The organism is Leifsonia sp. NPDC102414, from assembly GCF_044765685.1.
Classification (GTDB): Bacteria; Actinomycetota; Actinomycetes; order Actinomycetales; family Microbacteriaceae; genus Leifsonia.
Genome location: NZ_JBIWKN010000005.1, coordinates 127,460 through 153,059, shown reverse-complemented (window position 1 = coordinate 153,059; position 25,600 = coordinate 127,460). Strand labels below are relative to the sequence as shown.

Annotated in this window: 24 protein-coding genes and 1 tRNA gene; 5 read left to right on the top strand and 20 right to left on the bottom strand. The window is 68.6% G+C overall.

All coding sequences use genetic code 11. The features are described 5' to 3' along the window. Positions 1–9: 9 nt before the first annotated feature. Both ACIRCZ_RS17830 and ACIRCZ_RS17825 read right to left on the bottom strand, forming a co-directional pair. Positions 10–3,267, bottom strand: a complete 3,258-nt coding sequence (locus ACIRCZ_RS17830; protein WP_402855442.1) for a DUF5107 domain-containing protein — start codon at positions 3,265–3,267, stop codon at positions 10–12. Positions 3,268–3,499: 232 nt separating this feature from the next. After that, positions 3,500–4,072, bottom strand: a complete 573-nt coding sequence (locus ACIRCZ_RS17825; protein ID WP_402855439.1) for a GNAT family N-acetyltransferase — start codon at positions 4,070–4,072, stop codon at positions 3,500–3,502. A gap of 237 nt (positions 4,073–4,309) precedes the next feature. Here ACIRCZ_RS17825 and ACIRCZ_RS17820 point away from each other — a divergent pair, with 237 nt between their 5' ends. After that, entirely contained in the window at positions 4,310–4,639 is a 330-nt protein-coding gene (locus ACIRCZ_RS17820) for a hypothetical protein (protein ID WP_402855436.1), read from the top strand. A gap of 52 nt (positions 4,640–4,691) precedes the next feature. On the opposite strand, the gene ACIRCZ_RS17815 is transcribed toward ACIRCZ_RS17820, so the two are convergent. The 10 genes from ACIRCZ_RS17815 to hpaD form a co-directional block, all read right to left on the bottom strand. Next, complete coding sequence (locus ACIRCZ_RS17815) at positions 4,692–5,297, bottom strand: alkylhydroperoxidase domain protein (RefSeq protein WP_402855434.1); 606 nt, start codon at positions 5,295–5,297, stop codon at positions 4,692–4,694. Continuing rightward, positions 5,294–5,881 (bottom strand): CMD domain protein, encoded by a 588-nt coding sequence (locus ACIRCZ_RS17810; RefSeq protein ID WP_402855431.1) that lies wholly within the window; start codon positions 5,879–5,881, stop codon positions 5,294–5,296. Before ACIRCZ_RS17810 ends, ACIRCZ_RS17815 begins: the two co-directional genes overlap by 4 nt. Positions 5,882–5,892: 11 nt before the next feature. Next, positions 5,893–6,942, bottom strand: coding sequence for a putative FMN-dependent luciferase-like monooxygenase (locus tag ACIRCZ_RS17805; RefSeq protein WP_402855428.1), 1,050 nt, complete (start codon positions 6,940–6,942; stop codon positions 5,893–5,895). Next, on the bottom strand, positions 6,939–7,655 hold the full coding sequence (locus ACIRCZ_RS17800; protein ID WP_200949555.1) for an ABC transporter ATP-binding protein: 717 nt from the start codon (positions 7,653–7,655) through the stop codon (positions 6,939–6,941). The genes ACIRCZ_RS17805 and ACIRCZ_RS17800 overlap by 4 nt, the downstream gene beginning before the upstream one ends. Positions 7,656–7,660: 5 nt before the next feature. Continuing rightward, positions 7,661–8,518, bottom strand: coding sequence for an ABC transporter ATP-binding protein (locus tag ACIRCZ_RS17795; RefSeq protein WP_402855425.1), 858 nt, complete (start codon positions 8,516–8,518; stop codon positions 7,661–7,663). Continuing rightward, entirely contained in the window at positions 8,515–10,317 is a 1,803-nt protein-coding gene (locus ACIRCZ_RS17790; protein ID WP_055889291.1) for an ABC transporter permease, read from the bottom strand. Before ACIRCZ_RS17790 ends, ACIRCZ_RS17795 begins: the two co-directional genes overlap by 4 nt. 27 nt (positions 10,318–10,344) lie before the next feature. After that, a complete protein-coding gene (locus ACIRCZ_RS17785) occupies positions 10,345–11,505 on the bottom strand; it encodes an ABC transporter substrate-binding protein (RefSeq protein WP_402855422.1) in 1,161 nt (386 codons plus the stop codon). Positions 11,506–11,760: 255 nt separating this feature from the next. Continuing rightward, positions 11,761–11,851, bottom strand: a tRNA-Ser gene (locus ACIRCZ_RS17780). 97 nt (positions 11,852–11,948) lie between these two features. Next, positions 11,949–12,695, bottom strand: coding sequence for a DUF2510 domain-containing protein (locus ACIRCZ_RS17775; protein ID WP_402855419.1), 747 nt, complete (start codon positions 12,693–12,695; stop codon positions 11,949–11,951). Between the two features lie 140 nt (positions 12,696–12,835). Continuing rightward, the gene (gene hpaD / locus ACIRCZ_RS17770; protein WP_402855416.1) at positions 12,836–13,831 is read right to left on the bottom strand and encodes a 3,4-dihydroxyphenylacetate 2,3-dioxygenase; all 996 of its coding nucleotides are present in this window, start codon (positions 13,829–13,831) and stop codon (positions 12,836–12,838) included. A 127-nt stretch (positions 13,832–13,958) separates the two neighbouring features. Here hpaD and ACIRCZ_RS17765 point away from each other — a divergent pair, with 127 nt between their 5' ends. Then, entirely contained in the window at positions 13,959–14,879 is a 921-nt protein-coding gene (locus ACIRCZ_RS17765) for a LysR family transcriptional regulator (RefSeq protein WP_402855414.1), read from the top strand. Positions 14,880–14,882: 3 nt separating this feature from the next. On the opposite strand, the gene ACIRCZ_RS17760 is transcribed toward ACIRCZ_RS17765, so the two are convergent. After that, complete coding sequence (locus ACIRCZ_RS17760) at positions 14,883–15,275, bottom strand: RidA family protein (RefSeq protein WP_402855411.1); 393 nt, start codon at positions 15,273–15,275, stop codon at positions 14,883–14,885. Between the two features lie 132 nt (positions 15,276–15,407). Here ACIRCZ_RS17760 and ACIRCZ_RS17755 point away from each other — a divergent pair, with 132 nt between their 5' ends. From ACIRCZ_RS17755 to ACIRCZ_RS17745, 3 genes are all read left to right on the top strand, one after another. After that, a complete protein-coding gene (locus tag ACIRCZ_RS17755) occupies positions 15,408–16,544 on the top strand; it encodes an FAD-dependent oxidoreductase (RefSeq protein WP_055889269.1) in 1,137 nt (378 codons plus the stop codon). Positions 16,545–16,577: 33 nt separating this feature from the next. Then, complete coding sequence (locus ACIRCZ_RS17750; protein ID WP_402855406.1) at positions 16,578–17,018, top strand: MarR family winged helix-turn-helix transcriptional regulator; 441 nt, start codon at positions 16,578–16,580, stop codon at positions 17,016–17,018. A gap of 79 nt (positions 17,019–17,097) precedes the next feature. Next, complete coding sequence (locus ACIRCZ_RS17745; RefSeq protein WP_235500137.1) at positions 17,098–17,763, top strand: GntR family transcriptional regulator; 666 nt, start codon at positions 17,098–17,100, stop codon at positions 17,761–17,763. Here the strand turns inward: ACIRCZ_RS17745 and ACIRCZ_RS17740 are convergent. The 7 genes from ACIRCZ_RS17740 to ACIRCZ_RS17710 form a co-directional block, all read right to left on the bottom strand. Beyond that, entirely contained in the window at positions 17,748–19,058 is a 1,311-nt protein-coding gene (locus ACIRCZ_RS17740; protein ID WP_402855402.1) for a DUF3500 domain-containing protein, read from the bottom strand. The two genes, ACIRCZ_RS17745 and ACIRCZ_RS17740, sit on opposite strands and share 16 nt — an antisense overlap. Beyond that, on the bottom strand, positions 19,055–20,662 hold the full coding sequence (locus ACIRCZ_RS17735; RefSeq protein ID WP_200949517.1) for a sugar ABC transporter ATP-binding protein: 1,608 nt from the start codon (positions 20,660–20,662) through the stop codon (positions 19,055–19,057). The genes ACIRCZ_RS17740 and ACIRCZ_RS17735 overlap by 4 nt, the downstream gene beginning before the upstream one ends. After that, positions 20,659–21,819, bottom strand: coding sequence for a sugar ABC transporter substrate-binding protein (locus ACIRCZ_RS17730; RefSeq protein ID WP_402855398.1), 1,161 nt, complete (start codon positions 21,817–21,819; stop codon positions 20,659–20,661). Before ACIRCZ_RS17730 ends, ACIRCZ_RS17735 begins: the two co-directional genes overlap by 4 nt. A 67-nt stretch (positions 21,820–21,886) precedes the next feature. Next, entirely contained in the window at positions 21,887–22,900 is a 1,014-nt protein-coding gene (locus ACIRCZ_RS17725) for an ABC transporter permease (protein ID WP_402855395.1), read from the bottom strand. A 106-nt stretch (positions 22,901–23,006) separates the two neighbouring features. Continuing rightward, positions 23,007–23,867: a fumarylacetoacetate hydrolase family protein gene (locus ACIRCZ_RS17720; RefSeq protein WP_402855392.1), complete on the bottom strand. Its 861-nt coding sequence runs from the start codon at positions 23,865–23,867 to the stop codon at positions 23,007–23,009. Further along, positions 23,864–24,322, bottom strand: a complete 459-nt coding sequence (locus ACIRCZ_RS17715; protein ID WP_402855389.1) for a nuclear transport factor 2 family protein — start codon at positions 24,320–24,322, stop codon at positions 23,864–23,866. Before ACIRCZ_RS17715 ends, ACIRCZ_RS17720 begins: the two co-directional genes overlap by 4 nt. After that, positions 24,319–25,599, bottom strand: a complete 1,281-nt coding sequence (locus tag ACIRCZ_RS17710; RefSeq protein ID WP_055889243.1) for an FAD-dependent monooxygenase — start codon at positions 25,597–25,599, stop codon at positions 24,319–24,321. The genes ACIRCZ_RS17715 and ACIRCZ_RS17710 overlap by 4 nt, the downstream gene beginning before the upstream one ends. Position 25,600: the final 1 nt, after the last annotated feature.

Sequence of the window (25,600 nt, the reverse complement as noted above, 5' to 3'; positions counted from 1 at the left end):
CCGGCGCGGCTACGCGACGAACAGACGCTGCGATTGCTCCAGCAGCTCGCGGACGAGCGAGGCGGCAGGATCGTGTTCTGCGAGCGCAGCGAGGATCTCCGTGGCGCGCTCTGTGTCCCCGGCGAGGAGGGCGAGTTCGGCGTCCATCACGGCGATGAGGTCGCGATGGGTCTTCTCGACGTCTTCCTGGAAGATCAGCATCGTCGGCAACGAGGTGGCGAAGTAGTCGATCGCCGGCTTCTCCCGGCGCGCGACCTCCACGTAGTTCGCGAACTCCGCCGTGAGCTGTTCCGCCCGAGAGCGGTCGTCGAGTCGTCGTGCCGCGAGGACGGAGAAGAAGGTCATCGGGGAGTGCGACACGGCGGCCATGGTGGTGAAGTCGCCTGCGCTGCTGGCCGCCGCCTGCCAGGATGCCTCCGCCGCCTCAGTATGTCCGGCGGCCTGATTCGCATCGCCGTACGCCAGCAGCAGCTCTGAACGATTCGCCAGGGGATGCGGCGCCTCTCCGAGCGAATCCGGCACATCCACAGCGCTCGCCAGGGCGGCGACCGCCGACTCGGCGTCGCCGCGGTCGACGGCTTCGGCTGCCACCGCGCGCTTGGCCAGCGTCCACACGCGGATCGCCTCCCCCTCGCCTCCCTCCCACGGGCTGAACCGGCGCGAGGAGAGCAGCGCGACCGCGTCGTGGTGGCGGCCGACGAGCACGAGCAGTTCGGCGTAGGCCAGGGCGAGGTCGTCGCGTTCGGCGATGAGGTCGCCTGCGTCGACGAGCTGCGCCAGGCGCTGCTCCGGTGATGCCCCGATCCGGCGAGCCAGCTGGTCGGCCTCATACCGGAGCTTCGCGTCGCCTGGCGCGGCCGCCACCGCGCTCCGGTACCAGCGCACGGCCTCGTCGGGGCGGCCCTGAACGTTGTATGCGGCGAGGCCGAGGCCGCGCAGAGACACCGCGTCGTCCGGCTGCTCATCGACGGCTCGCGTCAGGTGCTCGATCGCCTCGTCGTAGCGTCGGTGGAAGTAGAGCCAGTGCCCGAGGAGGGCGTGTGCGCGGCCGTCCCCTGTGCGACGGATGCGTCGTTCCAGCAGGCGCGCATCCTCACGGCCGCCGGCGAAGCACCTGTCGACGGACACAGCGCGCGCCGCCTGGAGCGCGATCGCTGCCTCCGAGGCACGGCCGAGCTCCTCGAGGAGCTCCGCTCGCGCATAGTGAATGAGGGCGAGCGGGTCGCCAGCGCCAGGGATGGGGCGGTCGACGGCGACCTGAGCGGCCGTGTCGAGCACGCGCAACGCCTCCACGGTCAAGCCGAGGGAGCGATACTCCCCCGCGACGTCTCGAAGGGTGCCGGCATCCCCGGACACGTGCGCCGCCGCGAGGTCGTTCAGCCACGCGTCCAGTCCGTCGAGCGCACGGGCAGCATCCAGGACCTGGAGCGCATCGGCGTCATGGCCCAGCTTCCGCAGCGCGATCGCACGCACGGCCGCCGCCTGGAGCTGATCGGGATCGAAGTGCGCGGCGAGCTCGGCCTGTTCGAGCGCGTCCACCCAGCGCCCGGCTCGAGCGGCGATGCGCGCGCGAGCGAGCGAGGACGCCGCGCGCCACGCGTGCGACCAGGCCGCCTTCGCGAACGCGTCGTCCGCTTCGGTGTCGCGGCCGCTCTCCTGCAGCACCACGCCGAGGAGGTACGACGCCTCGCCGTCGGCGGGGTTCGGATTGCGTCGGGTCTGCCGCCGGAGCGCTTCGCGCAGATGCTCCTCGGCAGAGGGCATCCGGCCGGAGCCGAGGTCGGCGGAAGCCAGGGCGATGTGCGTGCGGGAGTCGCCGGGGTCGCGCCGCAGCGCTTCACGCCAGTACGGCTCCGGGGACCGGGTAGCGTGCCGGTACTGGGCCAGGTGCACGCCGGTGAGGTACAGCTCGTCGACGGACTCGATGTCCGACGGGGCGGGCGGCTCGGTGGCGACCTCGAACCCGTCTGCGGCGGCATCACGGAACCGGGTCGTCGCCCGAAGCAGTTCGACACCGTCTCCCACGGCGACCACATCCAGGTCTCCCGCTGCCGCTACGGTCACGCGCGCGACGACGGGGCGCCCTGGCGCGACGGCGCAGCGCTGCTCCCACACCACGGCACCGTCCGCGTCGAGCAGCCGGAAGTCGAGCTCGTCGTAGACGCGTGTCGCGGCGAGCCCCACGGTCACGACGCGGCCGCGGCCGTCCGTGACGGCCTGATCGCTGTCGTCCTCCGCGATGCTGATGGCGAGGTCGGTGGACGCCTGACTCAACGGGCCGATGCCGTGATATGGGAACCAGAACTGGCTGAACGTCTTGGTCTCGCCAGGAGCCAGGTAGGTGAAGTCGGGCTGGTTGTCGGTGTACACCCCGGCCATCAGCTCGACGTATGCGCTGCGGTCGTCGCTGAGGTTGGCATCCCAGGCCCAGCCGAAGGGCGCGTTGCCCCAGGTCCACTGCTTCTTGCCCGGCGCGATGTGGTGGTCGGCGACGTGGGCGAAGCCGAGTGCTGTCGAGTGGTCATAGCCTCCGAAGAAGTCGTCCTCGCTCGCGACGCACATGTACGACGTCGGCACCGGGATGTTGCGGTACCAGTCGAGCCGGTCGGCGTCGTCGGCGACGAAGGCCGGATCGGACGGGTCGGCGCGGGCCGCGTAGTCGATCCCGTAGTACGGGCGGTCGGCCGCGGGAAACGCGGTCGCTGCGCGCTTGGCGTGATCGGCCACCACGTGGACGTCGGACGGGAAGAACGACTGATACTCGTCGTGCACGCGCACCGCCACGTTCGCCCACCAGAGGAAGGTCTGGGTGGTGTCCGTCCGGTTGAACAGCCGCACCCGCGCTTCGAGCACCGCACTCCCCGGGCGCAGCCGGATGCCGTGCATCCCCTTCATCCGCGCGAACGGGTCGTGGTCGGAGCACCAGACGGTGACGGAGCCGTCGTCCTCCCGTTCGATCGTCCAGTCCATCGGCAGGAAGGTCGCTGGCCTGTGGTGCTGCGGCCAGTTGAACTCGATGCCGCCGGAGATCCACGGCCCTGCGAGTCCGACCAGTGCCGGTTTGATGACGTCATTGCGGTAGAAAAAGTCCTGCCCCGTCGTCTTGTCCACGGCGATGTGGACGCGCCCGCCGAGCTCCGGAAGGATCACCAGGCGGAGGTACTCGTTCTCCAGGTGCACAGCCTGCCAGGTGCGCATCGTCGCATCGTGGCTGACGGACTCGATGAACGGCAGGGGGTACACCCGGCCGGAAGACCCCTGGTACACGCGGGATTCCAGAAAGGCCGGCAGACGACCGGGTTCACCCGGCTCGTACGTGCGGAGTTCGACGGGTTCACCCCACGCTGCGACCGCGAGTGCACGCTGAGAATCTGGAACGGGCGGAAGGGGAAACGAAGCCTGCAGATCGGACATAACCAGGACCCTATGGGAGTCGACGACTGCGGAGAATATGCGTTCCCACGCATCACCTGGACAATCCTACGGTCGCGTGGCAGTGCTACCCGAGATTCGGAAGGATTGTCCTGCGCATCACGGTCTTGCTCTTGCCGATGTGTCGCTCGAACGTGAATCCGGCCTTCTCGAACATGGCGCGGGTGCCGTTGTGGAGGAACGAGGACGACGTCCTCTTGCCCGGTACGAGTTCGTTGGGGAAGGAGACGACCTCACCACCGCCCGCCAGCGCGATCAGGTCGAGCGCGCCATCCAGCGCCTCCCGGGCCACCCCGGACCGCCGGTGGTCGCGGTCGACGAAGAAGCAGGTGATCCGCCACGGCGCCGGCGAGGTCTCGCCCGCGTCGTACTCCTTGCGGTGGTAGATGTGCGGCAGTTCGGCCGGGCTTCCGTACTCGCACCACGCGATCGCGTCGTCGCCCTCGAAGACGAGCGCGGCGTGCGCGACCCCCTCCTCCACGAGACGCCGCTTGAAGGTCGGCCCGTCGTACGCGCTCTTCACCGTCTGCTCGGTGTCGCCGTGGAACCACGAGCAATAGCATCCACCCCACACCCCGTTGTGCTTCTGGGCGAGCGTCAGCCACGCTGAGAAGGTCTCGGGCGTCAGCGGTTTGATCACATGGGATGTCGACACCCCATCGATACCGTCTTTCGAAGCCACTAGCGCTCCCAACAGTCAGCGAACGTGAGCCAGAGCAGTCTCGCGTCACCAGCGTATTGCTCTATCCACGCGTTCAGCAGGCTCCTAAAACCTGAGGGTCGCTCACTGCAGGGGTACACTCCCCGCCGTGGATCAGAAGACGCGACGTCACCGCCGAGTACCCGAGTTGTCCGAAGCACGACGGCACGGCTGACGATGACGGACAACCGGCGGGGCCGCCACGCGTTCGACGCATCTGTCGCCGCATCCGAGCTCGAGCAGACGCCGCTTGTCGGTATCGGCCGTCAGGAACTGCGGAACGGGAAGCTGCTGCTCTGGCTCGGAGTGGTCATCCTGCCCGTCGGCATCGCCCTCCACTTCGCCAGATGGGATGCGGGTGCCTGGGATGACTTCGTCCGATTCTTGACCACGGCCGTCTTCGTCGGGGCGGGTGTCAGCCTCGGTCAGGGGATCCGTCTCTACCGAGAAGGCCGCGCCACGCTCCGTGATGAGGCCAGACGGCAGGCGGAGAACAAAGCCCTCTGATCGCGCAGCCGCACGTCGCCGCCGACGGTTCGCCCGTCGATCGGTCCGAGATTCAGCTCGCCGCCGGCGTCGGCTCTCCGAGGGACAGCATCAGCCGGTTCGCCCAGTTGAAGAATGCCGCGCCGTTGATCGCGTCGATGATCGCCAGGTCGTCGAGCCCGGACTCCCTCAGCTGCCGCACGTTCTCCGCGCCGAACGCGCTGGGGATCACGGTGAGGGCGACGGAGGCGTCGATGACGGCGCGCCACTGCGGGTCGTCCTGCTGCCCGGCCGGGCCCTCGTCGAGCAGACGCTGCACGTCGTCCGGTCGCTTGGACTTGTGCGTGGCGAAGCGGGAGTGGACCGACGCGCAGAAGATGCATCCATTCGTGCGGGATGCGCTGGCGGCCGAGAGTTCGCGGAGCGCGCGAGTGAGGCCGCCCTTCTCGTTGTAGAAGATGTCGTTGTCGGTTCGCGTGCGGGCGCCGAGGATGTCTGGGTCGCGGACGAGGAGTCGGAAGTACGGGCTGTTCGCGCGCCCCTTGTCGACCAGGCCCTCGTAGTGGCGGTCGGTCAGCTCGTCGAGAGGCAACGGCTCCAGCCACGCCTCCCAGCCGAGTTCGGCCTGGGTGAAGGCGTTGGGTGCTACGAAGTCGTGCTGGATGATGGTGCCGCTCATGCGAGCTCTCCTTTCAGGACGGTGAGCCCCGCGACGACGCGGAGCTGGAAGCTGAGGAATGCGACGAGCTGAGACAGGGTGACGATGCCGGTGGTGGACCAGCCTGCGTCGAGCAGCGCCTGCAGGGCGTCGGCCGACGAGTCACGCGGGCGGTAGACGAGGAGGTGCGTGTGGGAGAGGGCGGCGGCGAGACGTGCGCCGGCTTCCGCGGTCAGGGTGGCGTCGGGGGTCCAGATGAGGCCGGCGACGTTCTCGACGGTCAGCGGTCCTGCCGGGTATTCGCCGTACGGTCCCTCCGTGACGGCCCCGGGCAGAGCGGCCTGCAGAGCGGCGAGGAGCCCGGCATCCTCGGCAGCGAGAAGGTCGCGGTAGTGCGAGGCGGTCGGCGACTGCGAGAGCGCGACGGTCCAGAACGCGACGGCGAGCCGCTCGCGCTGGCTGACCTCCTCCCGTTCGTCGGAGTGGAAGAGTGCGTCGTAGCTGGCCTGCGCGTTGGCGCGCGCGTTCGGCCGCTGGTCGCGCAGGGTGTCGAGGGCGTCGCCTGGGGCGATGCCGACGAGCTGATCGATGACGTCGGTGGGCATGGACTGTCCTTTCAGTGGTTCGCGGGCACGGGCAGGGCGGGCGCCCAGTCGAGGAGTTCGGGCGCGACCTCCGCCGCGATGAGCTCGATGGAGCGGAGCACCGTCTCGTGCGGCGGGTCGATGGGATGCGGCTGGAAGGCGACGTCGGTCGCGCGCGCCAGGATCGTGTCCGTCCGCAAGGTCGCCAGCACCTGCTCCGGCGTGCCGATGTGGATGTCGAGCCAGGCCAGCAGCTCGGTCTCGGAGACGCCGGCCGGCACCTCAAGACCCTGGGCGTCGACGAACGTCCTACCGCGGTCGATTCCGCGACGCACCCAGCGGGCCGCCTCCTCCTCCGTGTCGACGACGAGCGCCGACCGGGATGCGAGGATGCGCGGCTCGACGCCGTCGGGGAGTGCGGCCAGGTATGCGTCGACGACGGCCTCCTGCAACTCAGGGGAGGTCGGGTCCGTCCAGTTCTTCCGTGGTTGGGTGCGGGAGAGCATCAGGCCGTTGCCTCTGCGGCCGATGCGTTCCGCTCCCGCCGCAGAGAAGGTCGCCTCCCACACCGACCCGAGCAGGTCGGGGGCAGCGGGATACAGGGCGCCGTCATCCGACGTCAGGGTGTCTCCACGCAGGGCCGCCACCAGGGTTTCGCGATGACGGTCGTAGATCGCCGCGCGGTCGGCGGACTCGTGGCCGAACGGCGGGAACGACGATGGCGTCCCTCCCGAGCCGATCCCGAGTTCGAGTCGGCCCCCGGAGAGCAACTGCAGCACGGCGGCGTCCTCGGCGACGCGCAGCGGCTCCTCCAACGGAAGCGTCACGATCCCCGTGCCCAGGTGGATGCGGGACGTACGCGCCGCCGCCTGCGCGAGAAGCACGAATGGCGACGGAAGTCCGCCCTCGTTCTCGTGGAAATGATGCTGGGCGACCCAGACCGAGTCGAGCCCGACCTCTTCCGCGCGGACGAACTGGTCGAGCGCGTTGCGGTAGCGGTCGATGGCGCTCCCGTCGTCGAGCAGCCGGGTGAAGAATCCGAGCCGCTTGGCTCGCCGGGTTTGCTGAGGGGTGCCGGTCACTGTCCCGCCTTTCCGAGGTACGCCTCTTGGATCTGAGGGTCGTCGAGGAGTTCCTGCGCGGTTCCTTCGAGCACGATCGCGCCCGTCGCGAGCACGTAGCCGCGGGAGGCGATGGAGAGCGCAAGCTCCGCCTGCTGCTCGACGAACAGCACGGCCACGCCCAATTCCCGGTTGATGCGGACGATCTCGTCCAGCACCTGGTCGACGAGCTTCGGCGACAGTCCCATCGTCGGTTCGTCCATGCACACCAGGCGTGGTCGGCTCATCAGCGCTCGGGCGAATGCGAGCATCTGCTGCTCTCCTCCCGACAGCGTCCCTGCCTGCTGGCGGCGGCGCTCCGCGAGCCGGGGGAAGTGGGTGCGCATCCTGTCGAGGTCGTCGGCGACGCCCGCCTTGTCGCGCCGCGTGTATGCGCCGGCGATCAGGTTCTCGTCGACGGTCATCTCGGGGAAGACCCGCCTGGCCTCCGGCACGGACGCGATGCCGGCGGCGACGCGGCGGCGCGTGGGTGCGTTGGTGACGTCCTCTCCGGCGAACCGGACGGTGCCGGTCTTCGGCCTGACCAGCCCGAGGATGGTCTTCATCGTGGTCGACTTGCCGCTGGCGTTGCCGCCGAGAAGCGAGACGATCTCTCCCTCCCCCACCGTCAGCGAATTGCCTCGCAGCGCGTGGAACGGGCCGTAGTAGACGTTGACGTCGTCCAGCGCGAGCAGCTCGGTCACTTGAGGTCCACCCCTCCCAGTCCGCGACGGCGGCCGAGGTACGCCTCGATCACCGCGGGATTCGTCCTGACCTCGTCAGGTCGGCCTTCGGCGATGATCCGACCGCCGTCCATCACGATCACCCGGTCCGAGACCGCCATCACGAGGTCGAGCTTGTGCTCCACCAACAGGATGGCCTGCCCCGTCGTCTTGAGCTCCAGGAGTTGCTCGAGCACCTCGGCTGTCTCCGACTGGTTCATCCCGGCCGTCGGCTCGTCGAGCACGAGCAGCTTGGGTGAGAGGGCCAGCGCGCGGGCGATCTCGGTGCGCCGCCGGTTGGCGTAGCTGAGTGAGTACGCCGGGTCGTCGCGGCGGGGCCCGAGCCGTGCCTCGAACCGGTCGATCTCGGATTCGACGACCTCCGCGATCTCCGCCTGCTCCCTGCGCGAGGCCGGCGTGCCGACGATCGCGATGTACAGCTCGGCGAGCAGCGGGATCCAGCGAAGCAGGAACACGTTCGAGAGGCGACGGAACGGGCGGTTCGCGCGGAGGGTCGTGTGCAATCCGACCTCGATGTTGTCCGCCACGGAGAGGGTCGCGAAGACACGCCCGTTCTGGAAGGTGCGGGCGATGCCGTGCTCGGCGATCCGTGCGCTGTCTGAGCGCTCGATCCGCTCCCCCTCCAGGGCGATCGTCCCGCTGTTCGGCCGGAAGGTGCCGGTCACCAGGTTGAGCGTCGTGGTCTTGCCGGAACCGTTGGGGCCGATGATGGAGACGACCTCCCCGTGTGCGACGGAGAAGGAGATGCCGTCGACGGCCTTGACGCCGTCGAAGTGCCGTTCGAGGTCGTGCACGTCCAGCAATGGTTCGCTCATGCGTTCTTCACCAGGATCCCTCCCGGCCGGAACCGCACCGCGAGGATGAGGACCAGCCCGTAGACGATGATGCGCAGCTCCGGCGTGAACCGCAGCAGCTCCATCGCCCCGATCAGCACGATGGCGCCGATCACCGCCCCGTACGGCAGGTTGATGCCGCCGAGGATCACGATGGTCACCACGAGGAGCGACATCAGCATGGTGAAGATCGTCGGGTCGATGTAGGTGTACTGGTGCGCGAGCAGGGAGCCGCCGACGCCGGCGAAGAAGCCGGAGACGGCGAAGGAGAGCGCCTTGTAGTTGCGGCCCCGGACGCCGGAGGCGAGCGCTGCGACCTCGTCGGAGCCGACGGACGAGATCACTTTCCCCAGGTGCGATCCTCTGATTCGCCACATCACCAGCAGCGTCAGCACCAGCACGCCGAAGTCGATCAGGTAGTACGCCTGCGGGGTGTTCAGCGGCGTCCCGAACCATTCGGGCACGGGGATGTTGTACAGGCCCTGCGGCAGCACCAGTTGGATCACCGCGACGATGGCGATGCCGAGACCCAGCGTCGCGATCGAGATGTAGTGGCCTTTCACGCCCCAGATCGGCGAGGCGAGGATCGAGGCGACGACGGCGGCGACGATCCCGGCGACCGGCAGCGCGACCCAGAACGGGAAGTGCAGGTAGAGGGAGAGCAGCGCCGACGTGTACGCGCCGATCGCGATCGGGCCGGCCTGGCCGAGCGCCAGCACGCCCGCCTGCCCCGCGGTCACGGTGAATCCCGCGGCGATGATCGCGTAGATCAGCACCTGGGTTCCTGTGGTCAGCACGTAGTCGTTCGCGACGAGCGGGATGAGCACGCCGCCGACGATGAATGCGGCGAGCCACACCCAGCGCGGGATGCGGATCGGCCGCCCCTTGCCGAGGAAGGTGCCCGTCAACGGCTCGCTCGAGACCAGCGGCACCTTGCCGAGCAGGCCGCCCGGCCGCACGATGAGCACCACGATCAGGATGACGAACACGATGATCTCGCGCGCGGTGTCGCCGAAGAAGTGGATGCCGAACGCCTCCAGGATGCCCAGTACGAAGCCACCGATCACCGCCCCAACGAGCGAACCAAGCCCACCGAGGGTGGCCGCGACGAAGGCGGTGAGTCCGACATCCAGGCCGGAGTTCGGGTTCGCGATTCCGACGTAGAGGGCGATGAAGACACCGGCGAGACCGCCGAGCGCAGACGCGATCACGAACGACACGTGCTGCACCTGGCCGACGGGGATTCCCATCTGCAGGGCCGCCTCCTGGTCCTGCGCCGTGGCGCGGATGGCCCGGCCGACCTTGCCGTACTTCAGGAACAGGGTCATCACGACCATGATGACCGCCGTCGTCCCCAGCATGACGACGTCCGAGGTGCCGAACCGCATGTTGCCAAGCTGCAGGTTCGAGGTCGGCAGAACGTCGGGGAAGACGCGGAACTGCGCGCTGAACGCCATCTGGGAGGCGTTGTCGAGGATCAGCGAGATGGCGTACGTCGAGAGCATGGCCGCCAGCGGCAGGTACTTCGCGAGCGGGCGGACGACGGTCACGTTGATGAGCAGTCCGAGCGCGCCGCAGATGACGAGCACGACGATCAGCGCGAGCCAGAACGGGAGCCCGATCTTCACGATGAAGAACCAGGACAGCATCGCGCCGAGCCCGAAGAACGAGAACTGGGCGAAGTTGACGACGTTCATGACGCCGAAGACGAGGGAGATGCCGACCGCTCCGAGGGCGTAGACGTTCCCTCGGAGCAGGCCGGCGATCAGAGTGTCGAGCATGGTGCGTTCGGTGGAAGCGTCAACGGATCAGCCGTTGTACGCGACCCAGCTGCCGTCCTTCAGGATGCTCGGGGTCAGCTGCGGCGACGCGACCCTGCGGGTCGACTGGTCGAAGGTGATCTTCCCGTAGACGACGCTCGGTACGTCCTTGACCTTCTTGAACCCCGCGAGGATGCCCTCCCGGCTGGTGCCGCCGATCTTCGCCGCTTCGACCGCGACGTGAAGGGCGTCGTATGCTCCTGCCTCGAATCCGGTGACCTCGGTCTCCTTCGGGTACTTCTTCTTGAACGCCTTCACGAAGTCCTGGACTTCTTTGGCCGGGTTGGATGCGAGGAACTCAGCGCCGTTGATGGCGCCTTCCGCATCCTTGGTGCCGTCGAACGACTCCTCGTCCTGGCCGCCGTAGAAGGTGCCGTCATAGCCGATCGCGCGCAGCTGCGTCACGATCTTCGCGGCGTCGGGCCCGTAGCCGATGTGGACGAAGGCGTCCGGCTTGTCGGCTACGGCCTTCGTCAGCGACGGGCGGTAGTCGTCGGAGGTGTCGAGCACGCCCTCGGCGTCCGTGATCTTCAGCCCGACCTTCTTGGCCTCCGCCTTGAACGCGTTGAACGCGGGGATGCCCCAGTCGGCGGTGTTGAGGTAGGACACTCCGACGGAGTCGATGCCCTGCTTCTTGATGTAGTCGGCGGTCCAGGTGTACGTGGCGCTCGTGGTGATGGACGTCGACCACTGGTACTGCGTGCCCTTGGCCGTGAAGTCCGGGTTGGAGTTGTTGAAGCCGTACTGCACCAGCTTGCCCGCGGTGTAGATCGGCGACGCCGGGATGGATGCGGCAGACGAGTAGTCGCCGAAGACGAGACTGATGCTGTCGTCGCCCACGAACTTCTGCGCAACGGCGACGGACTGCTTCGGGTCGGACTGCGAGTCCTCGTACTTCAGCGCGACCGGGTGGCCATTGATGCCCCCGTCGGCGTTGACCTCCTCGACCGCCAGGTCGAACGCCTCTTTGAACTGCTCGCCGTACTGGGCGTACTGGCCGGTCGTGGCGGAGGAGACGCCGAAGTAGACAGGGCTCGCGCCGGACGAGCTGTCGGACGATGCGGCGGAGCCGCTGGCGCACGCGGCGAGGCCGACGGCGGTGAGGGTGGCGACGGAGACGACGGCCACACTCCTGAGGAGACGATTCATGGGGTTCCTTCGAGTCGATGCAGGGCGGAGACGCGGATGTGGATGCATCGCCGACGTTAAGATCGCTGGAACCCGGCCGCCATCAAAGGCCGTCACAATACGACGCGGTGATTAACAAACGTCATGTTGCTTGCATCGGACAGCCCGAACGCGTATGCCGTCAGGGGGAATCTCCGAAGGGAGTGGTCGCCGCGCTTCGCGTTCGGGACCGATCGCGTGGAACGGGCTCCCTGAACTCGGGCGAGAAGTACAGTGCGGAGACGGTGGGATTTGAACCCACGGTGCCCTGTAAAGGGCACTCCACCTTAGCAGGGTGGTGCACTAGGCCGAACTATGCGACGTCTCCTGAGCGCCCGCATGACGGACGCACGACAGCCATCATAACGGACGATTCAGGCTGGGTCGGACACCGGCTTCCCAGGGTGCGGGAGGTGCATCCGGGGTCAGGCGCCGAGGTTCTGCATGTTCGGGATGCTGTGCATCATCGAGGAGACCAGGGAGATGCCCCACGCGAACGAGATGACGATGGACAGGACGTAGAGGCCGATCGTGACCCAGATCGGGACGAGGCCGCGACCGGGGGCGACGCGGCGCACGATGACGCTGCGGCCGATCACGTAGACGAGGCCGCTGAGGAACGTCCAGGCCCAGTGGAACGGGCGGACGACGCCGACGCGCTCCAGTTCGCGGTAGTCGAGCCAGGCGAACACCACGCTGAGGGCGTACGTCAGGAAGCCGACGCCGACGATGACGAAGTACATCGGGCCGAACATCGCGAGCGGGCTGCCGTTGTAGACGACGCTGCCGTCGGAGCTGGTGACGAAGTCGAAGTGCGGCTGGTAGAACGGCAGCAGCACGACGCTCAGGAACGGGAGAGCGACCACCAGCCAGATGTAGGCGTTGTAGATGCGCGCGCCGTCGGCCAGCCGCGGGCGCGCCGGCGCGTATGTCTGGCCGTATGCGGGCTGCTGCCCGTATCCCTGTGTGTACGCGGGCTGCTGCACCGGCTGCTGCGCCGGCTGCACCGGGACCTGCTGCTGCGCCGGCTGCACCGGGACCTGCTGCTGCGCCGCTCCCGCCAGCGGCGCGTAGTGCGCCGTCCACTGGGCTCCGTCCCACCAGCGCAGTTGCTGTGCGCCACTCGGGTCCGGGTACCACCCGGCCGGGACGGGTGCGTTGGTGTTGCTCATGCGTGCGGCTCCGCTTCTGCGGCTCGACCGGCCGCCCGGCTCGTATGCTACCGCCGCGACCTATGGATGCGCCCACGAGTCGTGCGAAACACGCGGTCCGGCGGGCGCGGAGCGCGCGTTCCGCACGAGCCTCAATCGCGTCAGTGGATGCTCAGGTAGTCCTCGAGGGTCGCCGGCGTCGCCTGCAGCAGCGGCTCGTGCACCTGCTCCCCTGGGAACTCGCTCGCCTCGAAGAACCAGCGACGAGACGCCGGCATCCCCCAGAGCTGGGCGCGGCGCGGGTTGCTGACCTCCCAGCGCAGCGGCGGCGTCTCCAGGTCGATGAACTGGTAGTGCGTGGTGAACAGTTCGATGCGGTGCTGGTCGGGGTCGCGCAGGTAGAGGAACAGCGCGTTGCTGATGCCGTGGCGGCCAGGGCCGCGGTCGATCTCCTCGCCGAAGCCGCGGGCGCCCGCGACGTCGGCAGCGTTGAGGAGGGAGGTGGCGTCCGGCACGGTGAACGCGAAGTGGTGCAGGCGCGGGCCGCGACCGTTGGTGAACACGAGGTCGTGGGTGTTGCCTTTGACCTCCATCCAGGTGCCCCAGAGCTCGTCCGTGCCGTCCGTGGCGGTGTATTCGGACATGCGCATCCCGAGCCCCGTCCAGAAGTCGGTCGCTTTCTGCACGTCGTGGGTGACGACCTGGTAGTGGTCGAGGCGCTGGGGGAAACCGGCGCGGAACTCGTCGAAGTTCTGCATCTTGCGTTCGACGACGTCCATGGACGACGTGAGCTCGATGTGGGTGCCGACCGCGTCGCGGAACCGGATGGTCGGGCCCTGGTGGTCCTTCTCGACGCGGGCGTACTCGATGCCGTTCGTCTTGAAGTGGTTCTCGGCCGCCACGATGTCGGCGTCTGCGCGCACTCTGAGGCCGATCGCGAGCGCCTTCGCCTCGTCGGCGCGCTCCAGGGTGAGGCTGTGATGGGCGGCTTCCTCCAGTCCGCGCAGGTGGATGGCGTCGTCGGTCTCCTCCGTGACGACGAGGCCGATCGTGTCGCGGTAGAAATCGCGGCTCTTCTCCAGGTCTGTCACGGCGAGCGCGACGTGGCTGGCGCGCGTGATGGCGAAGGGAGGGGTGGGGTTCGCGGTGGGCAACATCGTCGTCTCCTGCTCGGTCGGGCTGTGGTTCCAGACTGACAGCGGGATGCGCGCCAGGGGAACTACCGATGCGCTCTACACGCCATAGCGAACGACTATGGCCACACCGCAGGCATACACTCGACGCATGGAGCTGCGCCAGTTGCGGTACTTCGCCGCCGTCGTCGAGGCAGGGTCGTTGACGGCCGCCGCCGTGCAGCTCAGGATGTCGCAGCCTCCCCTGTCCGTCGCCATCGCCAAGCTCGAGGCCGACGTCGGCGTTCCTCTCCTGGTGCGGACGCCGCGCGGGGTCGAGCCGACGAGCGCAGGACGCTACCTGCTCGACGCGTCGTCGCGCATCCTGAGCGAAGTGGACGAGGTGACCGCGGCGCTCGGCCGGTTCGGCGCGGGCGTCGCAGGCTCTCTGACGTTCGCCGCCGTGCCTGCCCTGATGTGGCGCCGGTTGCCGCAGCTGCTGAAGGCGCATCTCGCAGACGCACCGGAGGTGGAGATCCGGCTGGTGGATCCTCCGCCGTGGACGGCGATCGACATGCTGCAGCAGCGCACAGTGGATCTGGCCGCCGTGATGGTCGCGCATCCGCGACGTTTCGTCAGCCGCTATCGCGGAACGCTCGACGTGGTCGACTGGGGAAGCATCCCGCTCGTCGCAGCCCTTCCGCCCACAGAGGTGGATGCGCCGGACCCGCTCCCCCTGAAAGCGTTCGACGGCCGGACCCTCCTGCTGCCGCGTCGCACCTCCGCGGTGCCCAGCCTGCCCGAGGCGGTCGAGGATGCGCTCCGGCGGCACGGCGTCGTGCCGTCCGCGATCCGGACCGTCGAGACCATCCAGACATCGCTCCCGCTCATCGAGGCGGGGGCGGCGCGCGCGATCCTGCCCGACCCCGATCACGCGAGTCTGGCCCGTTTCGACGTGGTGGTGCGCAGGATCGAGCCGGACCCCGGAACGCTGCGCGCACTCGTCCTCGCCCGCGCTGGTGCCGCAGCCGACCCTGTGGTGGGGCGGCTGCTGGAGCGGATCAGCGGATGGGCCAGGCCTCTCCCGGAGTAGCGACTACCCACCCTCCGGCAGGATCGCCACGAGGTCGCACTGCAGCAGCGCGCCGTTGTCGAGCTGTGCCGCCATCGCCTGTCGGGCCGGGCTGTCGTCCGGATCGGGGAACATCGCCAGCCACGCGCGATTGATGGCGTCCCTGTCGCGGTACTCCGCCAGCCAGAAGGTCAGCTTGACGATGTCGTCCGTGCTGCCGCCGACCGCATCCATCAGCTCACGGATGCGGTCGAACACATTGGCGACCTGCATTTCGAGGTCGGCGGGGAACTCCTTCGTCTGCGGGTCGCGGCCGGTGAGCACGCCGGAGTAGACGTGCTGGCCGATGCGGCTGGCGACCGGCACGGGGTTGGTGTGGGCGAACCCGGCGAGGTGGATGGCGGTGCGGCGCGACATGCTGGCGATCGTACACACGATCGCACGCGATTTCCACGGAACACTTGACTCGTTCTATATGTGTGTATATATATTGCTTCATATGCGTTCATGAACCCACGGACGCCCCCACTACAGCGAAGTAGGACCATCATGGGCAAACTCCACATCCTCGTCGTCGGCGCCGGAATCGGCGGCCTCTCCGCCGCGATCGCCCTCCGGCAGCGTGGCCACCACGTGCAGGTCGTCGAGAAGTCGGCCGACCTGCACAGCTCGATCTTCGGCGTCGGCATCATCCAGCCCGGCAACGCCCTGCGCGCGCTCGACGCGATCGGATGCGCTGACGCGTGCGTCGCCGTCGGCTTCGCGGCGCAGGCCTGGGGCGAGATGATCGACGTCGACGGCAACCACCTCCACGACATCCAGGGCATCCAGATCGACGGCACGACCTTCCCGCCGATGAACGGCGTGACCCGCCCGCAGCTCCACGACATCCTGTCCGAGCGGGCGAGGGAGGTGGGGGTCGTCATCCACTACTCGACAGCGTTCGAGAACCTCGAGGATCTCGGCGACCGGGTGCGGGTGACGACGGCCACCGGCGACGTCATCGAGGCGGACATCGTGGTCGGCGCCGACGGCGTCCGCTCCAGAGTGCGACCGCACGTGCTCGGAGACGACATCGAGACCAGGTACATCGGTCAATCCGCCTTCCGCCTCAACATCCCCCGGCTTCCGGAGATCGACAGGATCGTCCTCCAGGTCTCCCCCACCGGCGACATGGCGGGCTTCGTGCCGATCGGCCCCGACCTGGCCTATATGTTCTACAACGCCCACATGGAGGTTCAGGAACGCATCCCGCGCGACCAGCTGGCCGCCCGGCTGCGGGAGTACCTCGCCCCGTTCGGCGGACTCGCAGGGCGCGTGCGCGACGAGTTCGTGACCGACGACGCCGACATCGTCCTCCGCCCGGAGGAGACCATGGGCGTTCCGACGCCGTGGCACCGAGGCCGCGTCGTGCTGATGGGCGACGCCGTGCACACGATCACCCCGCACCTCGGGCAGGGAGCAGCCCAGGCCATCGAGGACGGCGTCGTGCTCGCCGACGCGCTCGCACGGCACGACGATCTGGAGAGCGCCTTCGCCGAGTACACCGACCGGCGGCTGGAGCGATGCAGGCTCGTCGTCGAGACCTCGCTCAACATCGCGGAGTGGGAGATGGGGCGCCTCCCCGGCTTCGACAACGTGGCCGCGACCAGGCACGTTCTGGACGTGATGGCGCAGCCGCTCTGAGCGTCGGTGCGGCCACTGGGTGAGAATGGTGCCATGCCAGACAACGTGAGCGCGCGTCTTCCAGTGATCCTGCGCGAGCTCGCGTGGACGATCCACAAACGCTCCCCCGACCGCGCGGGCGTCGGCCCGCTGCCGACCACGGAGGTCGCGCTGCTCAAACAGGTGGTGGATGCGCCAGGCTCGACGGTCGGGGAGCTCTCGGCAGCCCTCGGCCTCCGTCAGCCGAACGCGAGCGCCGCCATCCGGGTGCTCGTCGGCAAGGGGCTGGTCGAGCGCGCTGCCGACGAGACGGACAAGCGCACCGTCCGGATCGTCCCGACCGCCTTCGGGCGTGCAGAGCACGAGGCCATCGCCGCGGACTGGGCCGGCGCCGTCGCCGAGGCCATCGCGCAGCTCGGCGCACGCGACAGGGCCGCGCTCGAAGCGGCGAGCGGGGCGATGACCGAGCTCACCAAGCTCGTGCGCGGCGTCTGAGCGACTGCGATTCGCTGCGCCGAACAGCCGGATCGCATAGGATTTCTGATATTATCGGGAGATACGGGAAGGGCGGACAGTGGCGTCGAGCAGAGCGGTGCAGGCTTACGACATCTTGAAGGCGCGCATCATGGACGGCACATACGGTGCCGGATACCGCCTCGTCATCGACCAGCTCGCCCGTGAGCACGAGATCAGCTCCGTGCCGTGGCGCGAGGCGCTGCGGCGGCTCGAAGCCGAGGGCTGGGTGGACATCGTCCAGAACGCCGGCGCCACCGTCAAGACGTTCGACACCAACTCCTGGCACCGCACGATGCGGCTGCTCGCGCGCCTCGAAGGCCTCGCCACCGCCCTCTCCGCACCCAACCTCAGCGCGGAGGACATCGCGCAGGCGCGTCAGATGAACGTCAGGATGCGCGAAGCCCTGCAGAACCTGGACACCATCCAGTTCGGCATCCTGAACCGGCAGTTCCACGAGCTGGTCTGCTCCAAGTGCGACGACCCCAGGCTCAACGAACTCGTGATGGCCGAGTGGGTGCGCATGGACCTCATCCGCCGCTCCGCGTACTGGTACGCGCCAGGACGCGCCCTGGAGTCCATCGACGAGCATGACGGCATCCTCGACCTCATCGAGGCCGGTGCGGACCCCGACGTGATCGAGGCGACGGCGCGCGATCACGACGTGAAGACGCTCGAGGCCATCTCCAACTACGACGAGTCGCTCGGCGCTCAGCGCTCGTCCTGAGCGGCCCCGTCGGCCGACCAGGACGCGATGAACGCCTTGCCGTAGTCGTTGCCGTTCGGCATCCGCAGCGTGGTGTGCACGTGGAACCGCGCCGGGAGGCGGTTGGCCAGCCAGACACCGGCGTGATTGTCCAGCTCCGCCAGGATCACCGGGCTCTGGATGCGGAAGTACACCGGCTGCGAACCGTCGGTCGCGCCGTACCAGGAGAGCCACGTCTCGTCGAGGTGCGCGTCGAACTCGGCGAGCGTGAGGTCGCGTTGCGGCTCGCGGAGCAGCAGGAGGAAGTCGGCGACGATCGCCCTGAGCATCCCGAGCTGGTCCGGTGACAGCCGCGACGCCTGGATGCCCTCGTACGGCACCACGCGGTTGTCGCGGAAGGCTCCGCCCACGTGCCGCTCGTCGGCCGGGTGCACGCGTCCCTCCGGCATGGCGGGGTCGAGCACCGAGGCGTAGACGACCGCCTCCGCACGCTGCTCCGCCGTGAGCGAGGACGCCAGCCGGATCGCGAGCCGCTCGCGCTCGTCGAAGAGCGGGGGCCGTGCGTCCGTGAGCGCCGGCTCGCCGCCGATGAACACCGGCGCGATCACGTCTCGCCCTCCCACCGTCACGAAGTTGAGGCAGACGTGATGCCCGGACAGCTGCCAGCCCCACGGCTCGCTCGGCGACGGGGCGCCGAAGAACGCGAACCAGTAGCTGCGCTCGTTCATGATGCCGGGCAGGTCGGTCAGCTCGCCGAGGAAGCCGTTGAGCGCCATCGCCTCGCGCACCCGCGCGTAGCCGTCAGCGCTGAGGGATGCGGCGATGAGGGCGAGGATCGCCTCCGCCTGGTCGTCCGCGATGTCCTCCAGCCGCAGCCCGTTGCGGTGGAACACGAATTCCGGGTTGCTCCAGCCGCGCCAGTCCGGCGCATCCACGGGATAGCGGACCCGGCGCTGCTGGTCGGCGGAGAGCGCCGCGAGCGCCTGTTCCGCCGCGGCGACCAGCTCCGGGTCGGTCTCGCCGCCCCTCCGGAGGTCGTACAGGCCGTCGCGCACGACACCGTCCGAGGTGACGCCGACGAACGGCTCGGCGTAGAGCTCGTCCCAGTCGGCGAGGAGAGCGGAGAGGAACTCGTTCTGCTGCCTGGTCGCCGCGAACTTCTCGTACGTCATCTGCCGCCAGTCGGCGAGCTCCGGGTCGTCGTGCCCGATCAGGAAGTCCCGGTAGTCCTCCTCTCCGAGGACGACCGCCTCGTCTCGACCGCTGACGCGGGCGGTGGAGAAGAATCCGTCGATGTCCTCGTCGTGCACGGTCACTCCGTCGCCGCCTCGCGGTCGCGGAGGCGGCCCCGCGACCCGTTCGTGTAGATCGCCGCCACGATGTCGTCCGGGGTGAACGCGCCGGTGAGCTCGCGCGCGATCACGCCGTCGTCGAAGACCAGCACGCGGTCGCAGATGAGGGCGAGCTCGTTCTCGTCCGATCCAGCGACGACGACGTACCGGCCGGACGCCGCCGCATCCCTGACGGCGGTCGCGATCGTGTGCCTGGCGCCCACATCCACCGCCTGGGTCGGCTCGTGCAGCAGGAGCAGGGTGGGGTCGGTCGCGAGCCATTTCGCGATGAACACCTTCTGCTGGTTGCCGCCGGACAGCGTGCCGACGTGCGCGGACGGCCGGGGAGGGCGGACGTCGAGCCGCTCGATCCAGTCGGCGGCGAGCGCACGCTGGCCCTTCGCCCTGATCGGCAGCAGAGAGCGCTTCGCACGGGCCGTCTGCGGGAAGCCGATGTTCTCCTCGATCGACATGCCTGCGGCGATCCCGGCGTGCTCCCTGCCCTCCGGCACCAGCGCGATGCCGGACTCGATCGCGGTCGGCGGTGTGAGACCTGCGATGTTGACGATCTTCGACGGCAGGGCGAGGGAACCGGCCGATGCGCGGCTGACGCCGCTCAGCAGGTACGGGATGTCGTCGTAGCCGGACCCGGCGAGTCCCGTGAGTCCGACGATCTCGCCCTGGCGCACATCGAACGCGACGTCGGAGACGCCGAGGCCCGTCACCCCGGTGATCCGCACGGACGGGGCGCCGGGCGCCGGATGGACGGGCGTCTTGGTGCCGAGCCCCTCCAGCCCGCGGCCCAGGATGAGCGCGGTCAGTTCCGTCTCCGTCATGCCGGCGACGTCCTTGCCGCTGACCACGGTCGCGCCGTCGCGGAGCACCGTGACCCTGTCGGCCGCATCGACCACTTCCTCCAGCCTGTGGGTGATCAGGAGGACGGATGTTCCCGTCGCGACGATGTCGTGCAGGATGCGGAAGAAGTGCTCGAGCGAGCGACGCCCGAGTGCGCGCGTCGACTCGTCGAAGATGATGAGCCCGCGGCCGGGCGTCGCGTCCTGCAGCGCTCTGGCGATCGCGACGGTGGCGCGGTCCTCCTCGCGGAGCGACCCGACGGGCACGTCGAGCGGCACCGTCCGGCCGATGCGGGCGAAGACCGCCTCGGCCTCCGCTCTCTCGTGCTTCCAGTCGATGCGACGGAACACCTTCGACGCCGCGAACCGGCCGACGCGGAGATTCTCGAGAACGGTGAACGAGTCGACGAGGCCGAGGCTCTGGTGCACGACCGCCATCCCGCTGGCGAGCGCGTGCGCGGGCTGCACGGGGAGGGGGAACGGTGCTCCGTCGATCGAGACCCTGCTGCCTGGGTCGGGGGTGTACAGCCCGGAGAGGATTTTCGCGACCGTAGACTTGCCGGACCCGTTCTGGCCGACCAGGGCGTGGATCTCCCCCGGCCGCACGTCGAACGCGACGTCTTTGAGGCCGCGGTTGCTGCCGAACGTCTTCGAGAGCGATTCGACGGACAGCCGCGGCGCGACGGATGGCGCGGACGTCGCCGCCCGCGCCACCGTCGAGTGCTCGTCCGTCACTCGGCGCCCCACAGCTTCTTGAAGTCGGCTGGGAACGTCGTCGGGCCGAACCACTCGCCCGACGCCTCCGCCGCGGCGGTGAGGGTGACGCTGTCGATGTTGGTCGGCGAGAAGAGCCTGGTCGGGATCGCATAGTCCCCGACCTTGGTCTTCGTGATCAGGCGCAGGATGATGTCACCAGCCTTCCAGCCCTGGAACGACGCCGCCTGGCCGGCCGCGGCGGCGAGCTGACCCGCCTTGACCGCCTGGTAGGTTCCGAGCACCGCTGCGCCGGAGACGACCTTCACGGTGTCGGCGACGCCCGCGGACTGGATGCCGCCCTGGGTCGGCTGCAGGAACTGCGCGAAGTCGGTGAACACGTAGTCGATCGACGGGTCGGCGAGCAGCGCGGCCGAGGTCGACGGCGCCACCTGCGCGAAGTTGGCCGACGACACCTGGTTGATCGTCGTCTTGCAGTCCGGGCAGTCCTTCTTCAGCTGGGCGAGCGCCGTCTTCATGTACGCCGCGGGCCACGGGCCGTCCGCGTCCTGGTTGATCAGGATGTTGGCCTTGCCTCCCGAGTCCTTGGCGATCCACTGCAGCAGGGCGGTGTCGGTCGCGGGGGCCGGGGCCGGCAGGTAGGCGAGGGTCGCATCCGCCGGGTACTTGTCGTCGGTCGGACCCTGGTCGGACACGATCACCGGGATGCCGGCCGCGCGGGCGGCGTCAAGGCCGTTCGCGGCGAGCTCGTACGGGATGGCGTCGAGGATGATGCCGGCGGCTCCCGCACCCTGCGCCTGGCCGATGCAGGCGCCGATGTCGGTCGGCGTACCCTTGCCGTCGCAGGTCTGCACGGTGATGCCGACCGTGCCGAGCGCCTTCTTGAGCGCGGTGCCGGTTACCGTGAACTGCGGCGCCTGCTGGGTGATCGGGATGTAGTAGACCGTCTTGCCCTTGAGAGCGCTGACGCCGGAGATAGGGTCGGCCGGGATCGGGTACGACGTGGGGAGCGCCTCCGCCGCCGCGACGGCCTTGGCGAGGTCGGAGCTTCCCGCGGCGGAGCTGGAGCTCGGCGCGGCCGCATCGTCGGCGGAGCAGCCGGCGAGCGCGAGCGCCGCGACCGCGATGCCGCTGGCGAGCATCAGACTGCGGCGCGCCCTGTGTGCTGTGGTGGTCATGGTTTCTAGCTCCTTCTTGACAACGTTGGCAATGTGGATGGGGTGGTGCGTCCTCGGGCCGGCACGGCTATCTCGCGCGCCGGTTGAGGATGGTCGAGAGGGTCACGGCCGTGACGAGGACCGCGCCGTAGAAGACGTTGGCGACCCACGATGTGGCGCCGAGGAGCTGCAGGCCGAGCACGCCGGTCGCGAGGAAGTAGACGGCGATGAGGGTGCCGATCGGGTTGAACCGCCCTGGCTGAAGGATCGCGGTGCCGAGGAACACGGCGGCGAACATCGGCAGCAGGTAGGTCTGGGAGACCGACGAGTCGAACCCGCCCGTCTTGGCAGCGGCGAGCACTCCGCCGAGACCGGCGATCACGCCGGCGGCGATGAACGCGCCGAGCCGGATGCGGTTGACCCTGACTCCGGCGAGGCGGCTGACCTCGCGGTTCTCGCCGACGAACCGCATGTTCCTGCCGAGCGGCGTGAACTGCAGGATGTACGCGAAGCCGAGCATCAGGACGAGGCCGATGAAGAAGCCGATCGGCAGGCCGCCCTTGATGCCGAAGTTGAACAGGGCGAGCTGCGCGAAGCTCTGCGGGAGCCCGCTGATCGGCTGCAGGTTCGTCACCCACATCGCGAGCCCGAGCAGCACCGTGCTCATCCCGAGGGTCACCACGATCGTGTTGACGCCGACGCGCACCACGAGCAGCCCGTTGATCAGGCCGACCAGCGCGGCGACCGCGACGGCGACGACGGCGGACACCCAGACATCCCAGTGGTACGTGACGTTGAGCACCGAGATGAGTACTGCGGACAGGCCGAAGTTCGACGCGACGGACATGTCGACGAACTCTCCGACGATGATGGTGCACAGCAGCCCGGCGGAGAGGAAGACGAGTTCGAGCTGGCCGCCGAAGATCACCCGGAACGCACCGGCTGTGAAGAACGTGTTCGGTTCAAGCAGACTGAACAGGATGATCAGCGCCAGCCACACGACGATGACGGCGTAGCGTGACGACCACCAGCCGAAACCGAGGCGCTGACGGTCGGGGGTCACCCGGGAAATCGCGGCGGTCGCGCTCTCATGTGTGGTCATCGGTCGTGCTCCCTGGTTCGCGTCATTGCGGGCGTGGCCGATCGGGATGCGCCTGCAACCTGATCGTGTGTGACATCGTATGCGATTTTCAGCGTGATCGACATCCTCAACGCACCTCCGCCACGATCCGGTTCTCGATCCCGCCGAGGCCGTCGATGCCGGCAGCGACGACGTCGCCGACCCGGAGGAAGTTCCCCGTCGGCGCGCCGATCCCCTGCGGCGTCCCTGTCGCGAGGATGTCGCCTGGCAGGAGCGTCATCACCTGCGTCAGATACGCGATCTGCTCGTAGATGTCGTAGATCATGTCGTCGGTGACGTGGTCTTGACGGACCTCGCCGTTGACGGTCAGCGTCATCCGGAGGGCGAGCGGGTCGGCGATCTCGTCGTCGGTGGTCAGCCACGGCCCGATGGGACCGTGCGTGTCGAACGACTTGCCGAGCGTGAACGTCGGCGAGCGCTTCTGCAGCCAGTCGCGCACCGAGACGTCGTTGAGTACGACGTACCCGGCGATCACCGAGCGCGCATCCTCGACGGCAACGTTCTTGCAGCGCCGGCCGATCACGACGCCGAGCTCCACCTCGTAGTCGAGCTGGTCGGACACGTCCGGCTTCACCACATCGTCGAACGGGCCGACGATGCACGACACCTGCTTGTTGAACCAGAGCTGACTGGTGGGCGTCGGGATGCCGGCGAGCGCCGCCTCCGCCGCGTGCTCCCGGTAGTTCATGCCGATACCGAGGAACTTCTGCGGGTCGTCGACCGGCGCGAGGAGGGTCACCTCCGCGAGCGCGTGGGTGTCGCCCTCCGCCGCGAGGATCGCGGGTTCCAGCTCCTGCAGTGTGGGGAGGATCGCCTTCAGTGACGATCCGATCCCCCGAACGCCGGACAGGTCGGTCACGGTGTCGCCGTCTACGCGGCCGAGCCGGACGCGATCCTCTGTTCCTGCACAGTAGCGAGCCAGTCTCATGCTGCGTCATCCCCCGCAGCCGCCGCGCGCTCGGACGGGAGCGCGCCCCAGATCTCCTCGCCGGTCGGCGTGAGCTGGAAGTTCACGAACCGCCACGCGCCGTCGCCGGCCAGGCGGAGCACCTGGGTGACCGTTCCGGTCTGGAGCCTGCTCGACCCGTCCGGGTTCCTCAGGTGGTTGGTGATCGGCCCGACCACGATCGCGACGTCGCCGATCCGCCGGATGCTCAGCTCTCCGCGCTCCACCGCCAGGTAGGCGCGGCGCGTTCCGACGTGCTCAAGCAGCATGGCCTTCGTGTGCACCAGCCCCGGTGCGTGGATGTGGATCAGCGCGTCGTCGAAGATCGCGTCGAGCGCATCCAGATCACCGTCGACGAGCGCGCGCCGACGCGTGTCCTCGACGGCGAGGATCGCATTCCTGGTCGCCTGGTCTACCTCCTCGACCGTGCCCATCATGCCGTCGCCTTCGGTGCGGCCCAGGTGCGGTAGCCGGTCGCCTCGCCGGCCTCGCGGCCCGGCCGGGGCGCGCCGACGAGCGCGTGGTACTTGCTGAAGATCTCGTCGGCCTCCGCCAGCGGGAGCACCTCCTCGATGTCCTCGAACGGCTGACCGTCCGTGCGCTCCGCGACCATCCGGCGGATCACCTCGTATCCCTCGCCGCGCATGTTCATGACGATGCGGTTCACCGGCTCGCGGCGGATCGCGTCGTACGCCACGAACGCCGCGTGCGGGTCGTCCGGATGCGCGAGCAGCTGGTCCGTGATGACATGCGCATCCACCAGGGCCTGGGAGATGCCGTTACCGCCGCGCGGATACATCGCGTGCGCTGCATCGCCGAGCAGGACGACCCTGCCGTCCACCCAGTTGTCGAGCGGGTCGTGCCTGATAAGGGGGAAGAGGTAGACCTCGCGCGCATCCCGCATCAGCTGCTGCACGTCGAGGAACGGCAGCTTGACCGTGTCGTAGAGCGGGAGGATCTGGTCGACCGTGCCCTTCTGGTTCCAGTCCTCCGCCGTCTCGTCGCGCTCGTACTCGACCACCCAGTTGATGAGCTGGTTGCCCTGGCCGTCCACGTCGTCCTGGATCGGGTAGACGATCATCGAGGAGACCCGCGGGTCACCGATATGCAGGATGGTTCGGCCGTTGAGGAACGGCGGGTGCACGGTGACGCCGCGCCACATCGTGATGCCCGAGTAGTGCGGGGTCGAGCTCTCCGGGTGCATCTGCTTGCGCACGGCGGAGTTGATCCCGTCTGCGGCGATCACGGCGTCATGACCGACCTGGCCGGTGGTTCCGTCGCTGTGCACGACGTCGAGGGTGACCAGGTCGCCGTCCTGGCGGTATCCGGTGACGCGGGTGTCGGACTTCACCGCGCCGGCGCCGAGCCGTTCGACGACCGTGCTGTGGAAGAGCATCTGCAGCCTCCCGCGATGCACGAATCGCTGCTCGTTCAGGTAGCCCATGTGCACACCGCACTTCTCGGCGTAGATCTCCTGGCCGTGGGCGTTGAAGAAGATCGAGTCCTCCGCATCCACCGAGATGGCGCGGAATTCGTCGAGCAGGCCGATCTCCTCGATCTCCTTGGTCCCGTAAACCTTGATGTCCACGCCGACGCCGAGCGGTTTCAGCTCTGGAACCGATTCGTAGATCGTCGGGCTGTAGCCCGCCTTGTGCAGGCGGAGCGCCGTGAGCAGCCCGGCTGGCCCTGCCCCGATGATGGCGATGTCGAGCATT

Bases quoted from the DNA above. Each gene is read 5' to 3' on its own strand.
- ACIRCZ_RS17820 (WP_402855436.1), top strand. From the start codon at position 4,310: ATGACGGACAACCGGCGGGGCCGCCACGCGTTCGACGCATCTGTCGCC.
- ACIRCZ_RS17815 (WP_402855434.1), bottom strand. From the start codon at position 5,297: ATGAGCGGCACCATCATCCAGCACGACTTCGTAGCACCCAACGCCTTC.
- ACIRCZ_RS17810 (WP_402855431.1), bottom strand. From the start codon at position 5,881: ATGCCCACCGACGTCATCGATCAGCTCGTCGGCATCGCCCCAGGCGAC.
- ACIRCZ_RS17795 (WP_402855425.1), bottom strand. From the start codon at position 8,518: ATGAGCGAACCATTGCTGGACGTGCACGACCTCGAACGGCACTTCGAC.
- ACIRCZ_RS17790 (WP_055889291.1), bottom strand. From the start codon at position 10,317: ATGCTCGACACTCTGATCGCCGGCCTGCTCCGAGGGAACGTCTACGCC.
- ACIRCZ_RS17785 (WP_402855422.1), bottom strand. From the start codon at position 11,505: ATGAATCGTCTCCTCAGGAGTGTGGCCGTCGTCTCCGTCGCCACCCTC.
- ACIRCZ_RS17775 (WP_402855419.1), bottom strand. From the start codon at position 12,695: ATGAGCAACACCAACGCACCCGTCCCGGCCGGGTGGTACCCGGACCCG.
- hpaD (WP_402855416.1), bottom strand. From the start codon at position 13,831: ATGTTGCCCACCGCGAACCCCACCCCTCCCTTCGCCATCACGCGCGCC.
- ACIRCZ_RS17765 (WP_402855414.1), top strand. From the start codon at position 13,959: ATGGAGCTGCGCCAGTTGCGGTACTTCGCCGCCGTCGTCGAGGCAGGG.
- ACIRCZ_RS17760 (WP_402855411.1), bottom strand. From the start codon at position 15,275: ATGTCGCGCCGCACCGCCATCCACCTCGCCGGGTTCGCCCACACCAAC.
- ACIRCZ_RS17755 (WP_055889269.1), top strand. From the start codon at position 15,408: ATGGGCAAACTCCACATCCTCGTCGTCGGCGCCGGAATCGGCGGCCTC.
- ACIRCZ_RS17750 (WP_402855406.1), top strand. From the start codon at position 16,578: ATGCCAGACAACGTGAGCGCGCGTCTTCCAGTGATCCTGCGCGAGCTC.
- ACIRCZ_RS17730 (WP_402855398.1), bottom strand. From the start codon at position 21,819: ATGACCACCACAGCACACAGGGCGCGCCGCAGTCTGATGCTCGCCAGC.
- ACIRCZ_RS17725 (WP_402855395.1), bottom strand. From the start codon at position 22,900: ATGACCACACATGAGAGCGCGACCGCCGCGATTTCCCGGGTGACCCCC.
- ACIRCZ_RS17720 (WP_402855392.1), bottom strand. From the start codon at position 23,867: ATGAGACTGGCTCGCTACTGTGCAGGAACAGAGGATCGCGTCCGGCTC.
- ACIRCZ_RS17715 (WP_402855389.1), bottom strand. From the start codon at position 24,322: ATGATGGGCACGGTCGAGGAGGTAGACCAGGCGACCAGGAATGCGATC.
- ACIRCZ_RS17710 (WP_055889243.1), bottom strand. From the start codon at position 25,599: ATGCTCGACATCGCCATCATCGGGGCAGGGCCAGCCGGGCTGCTCACG.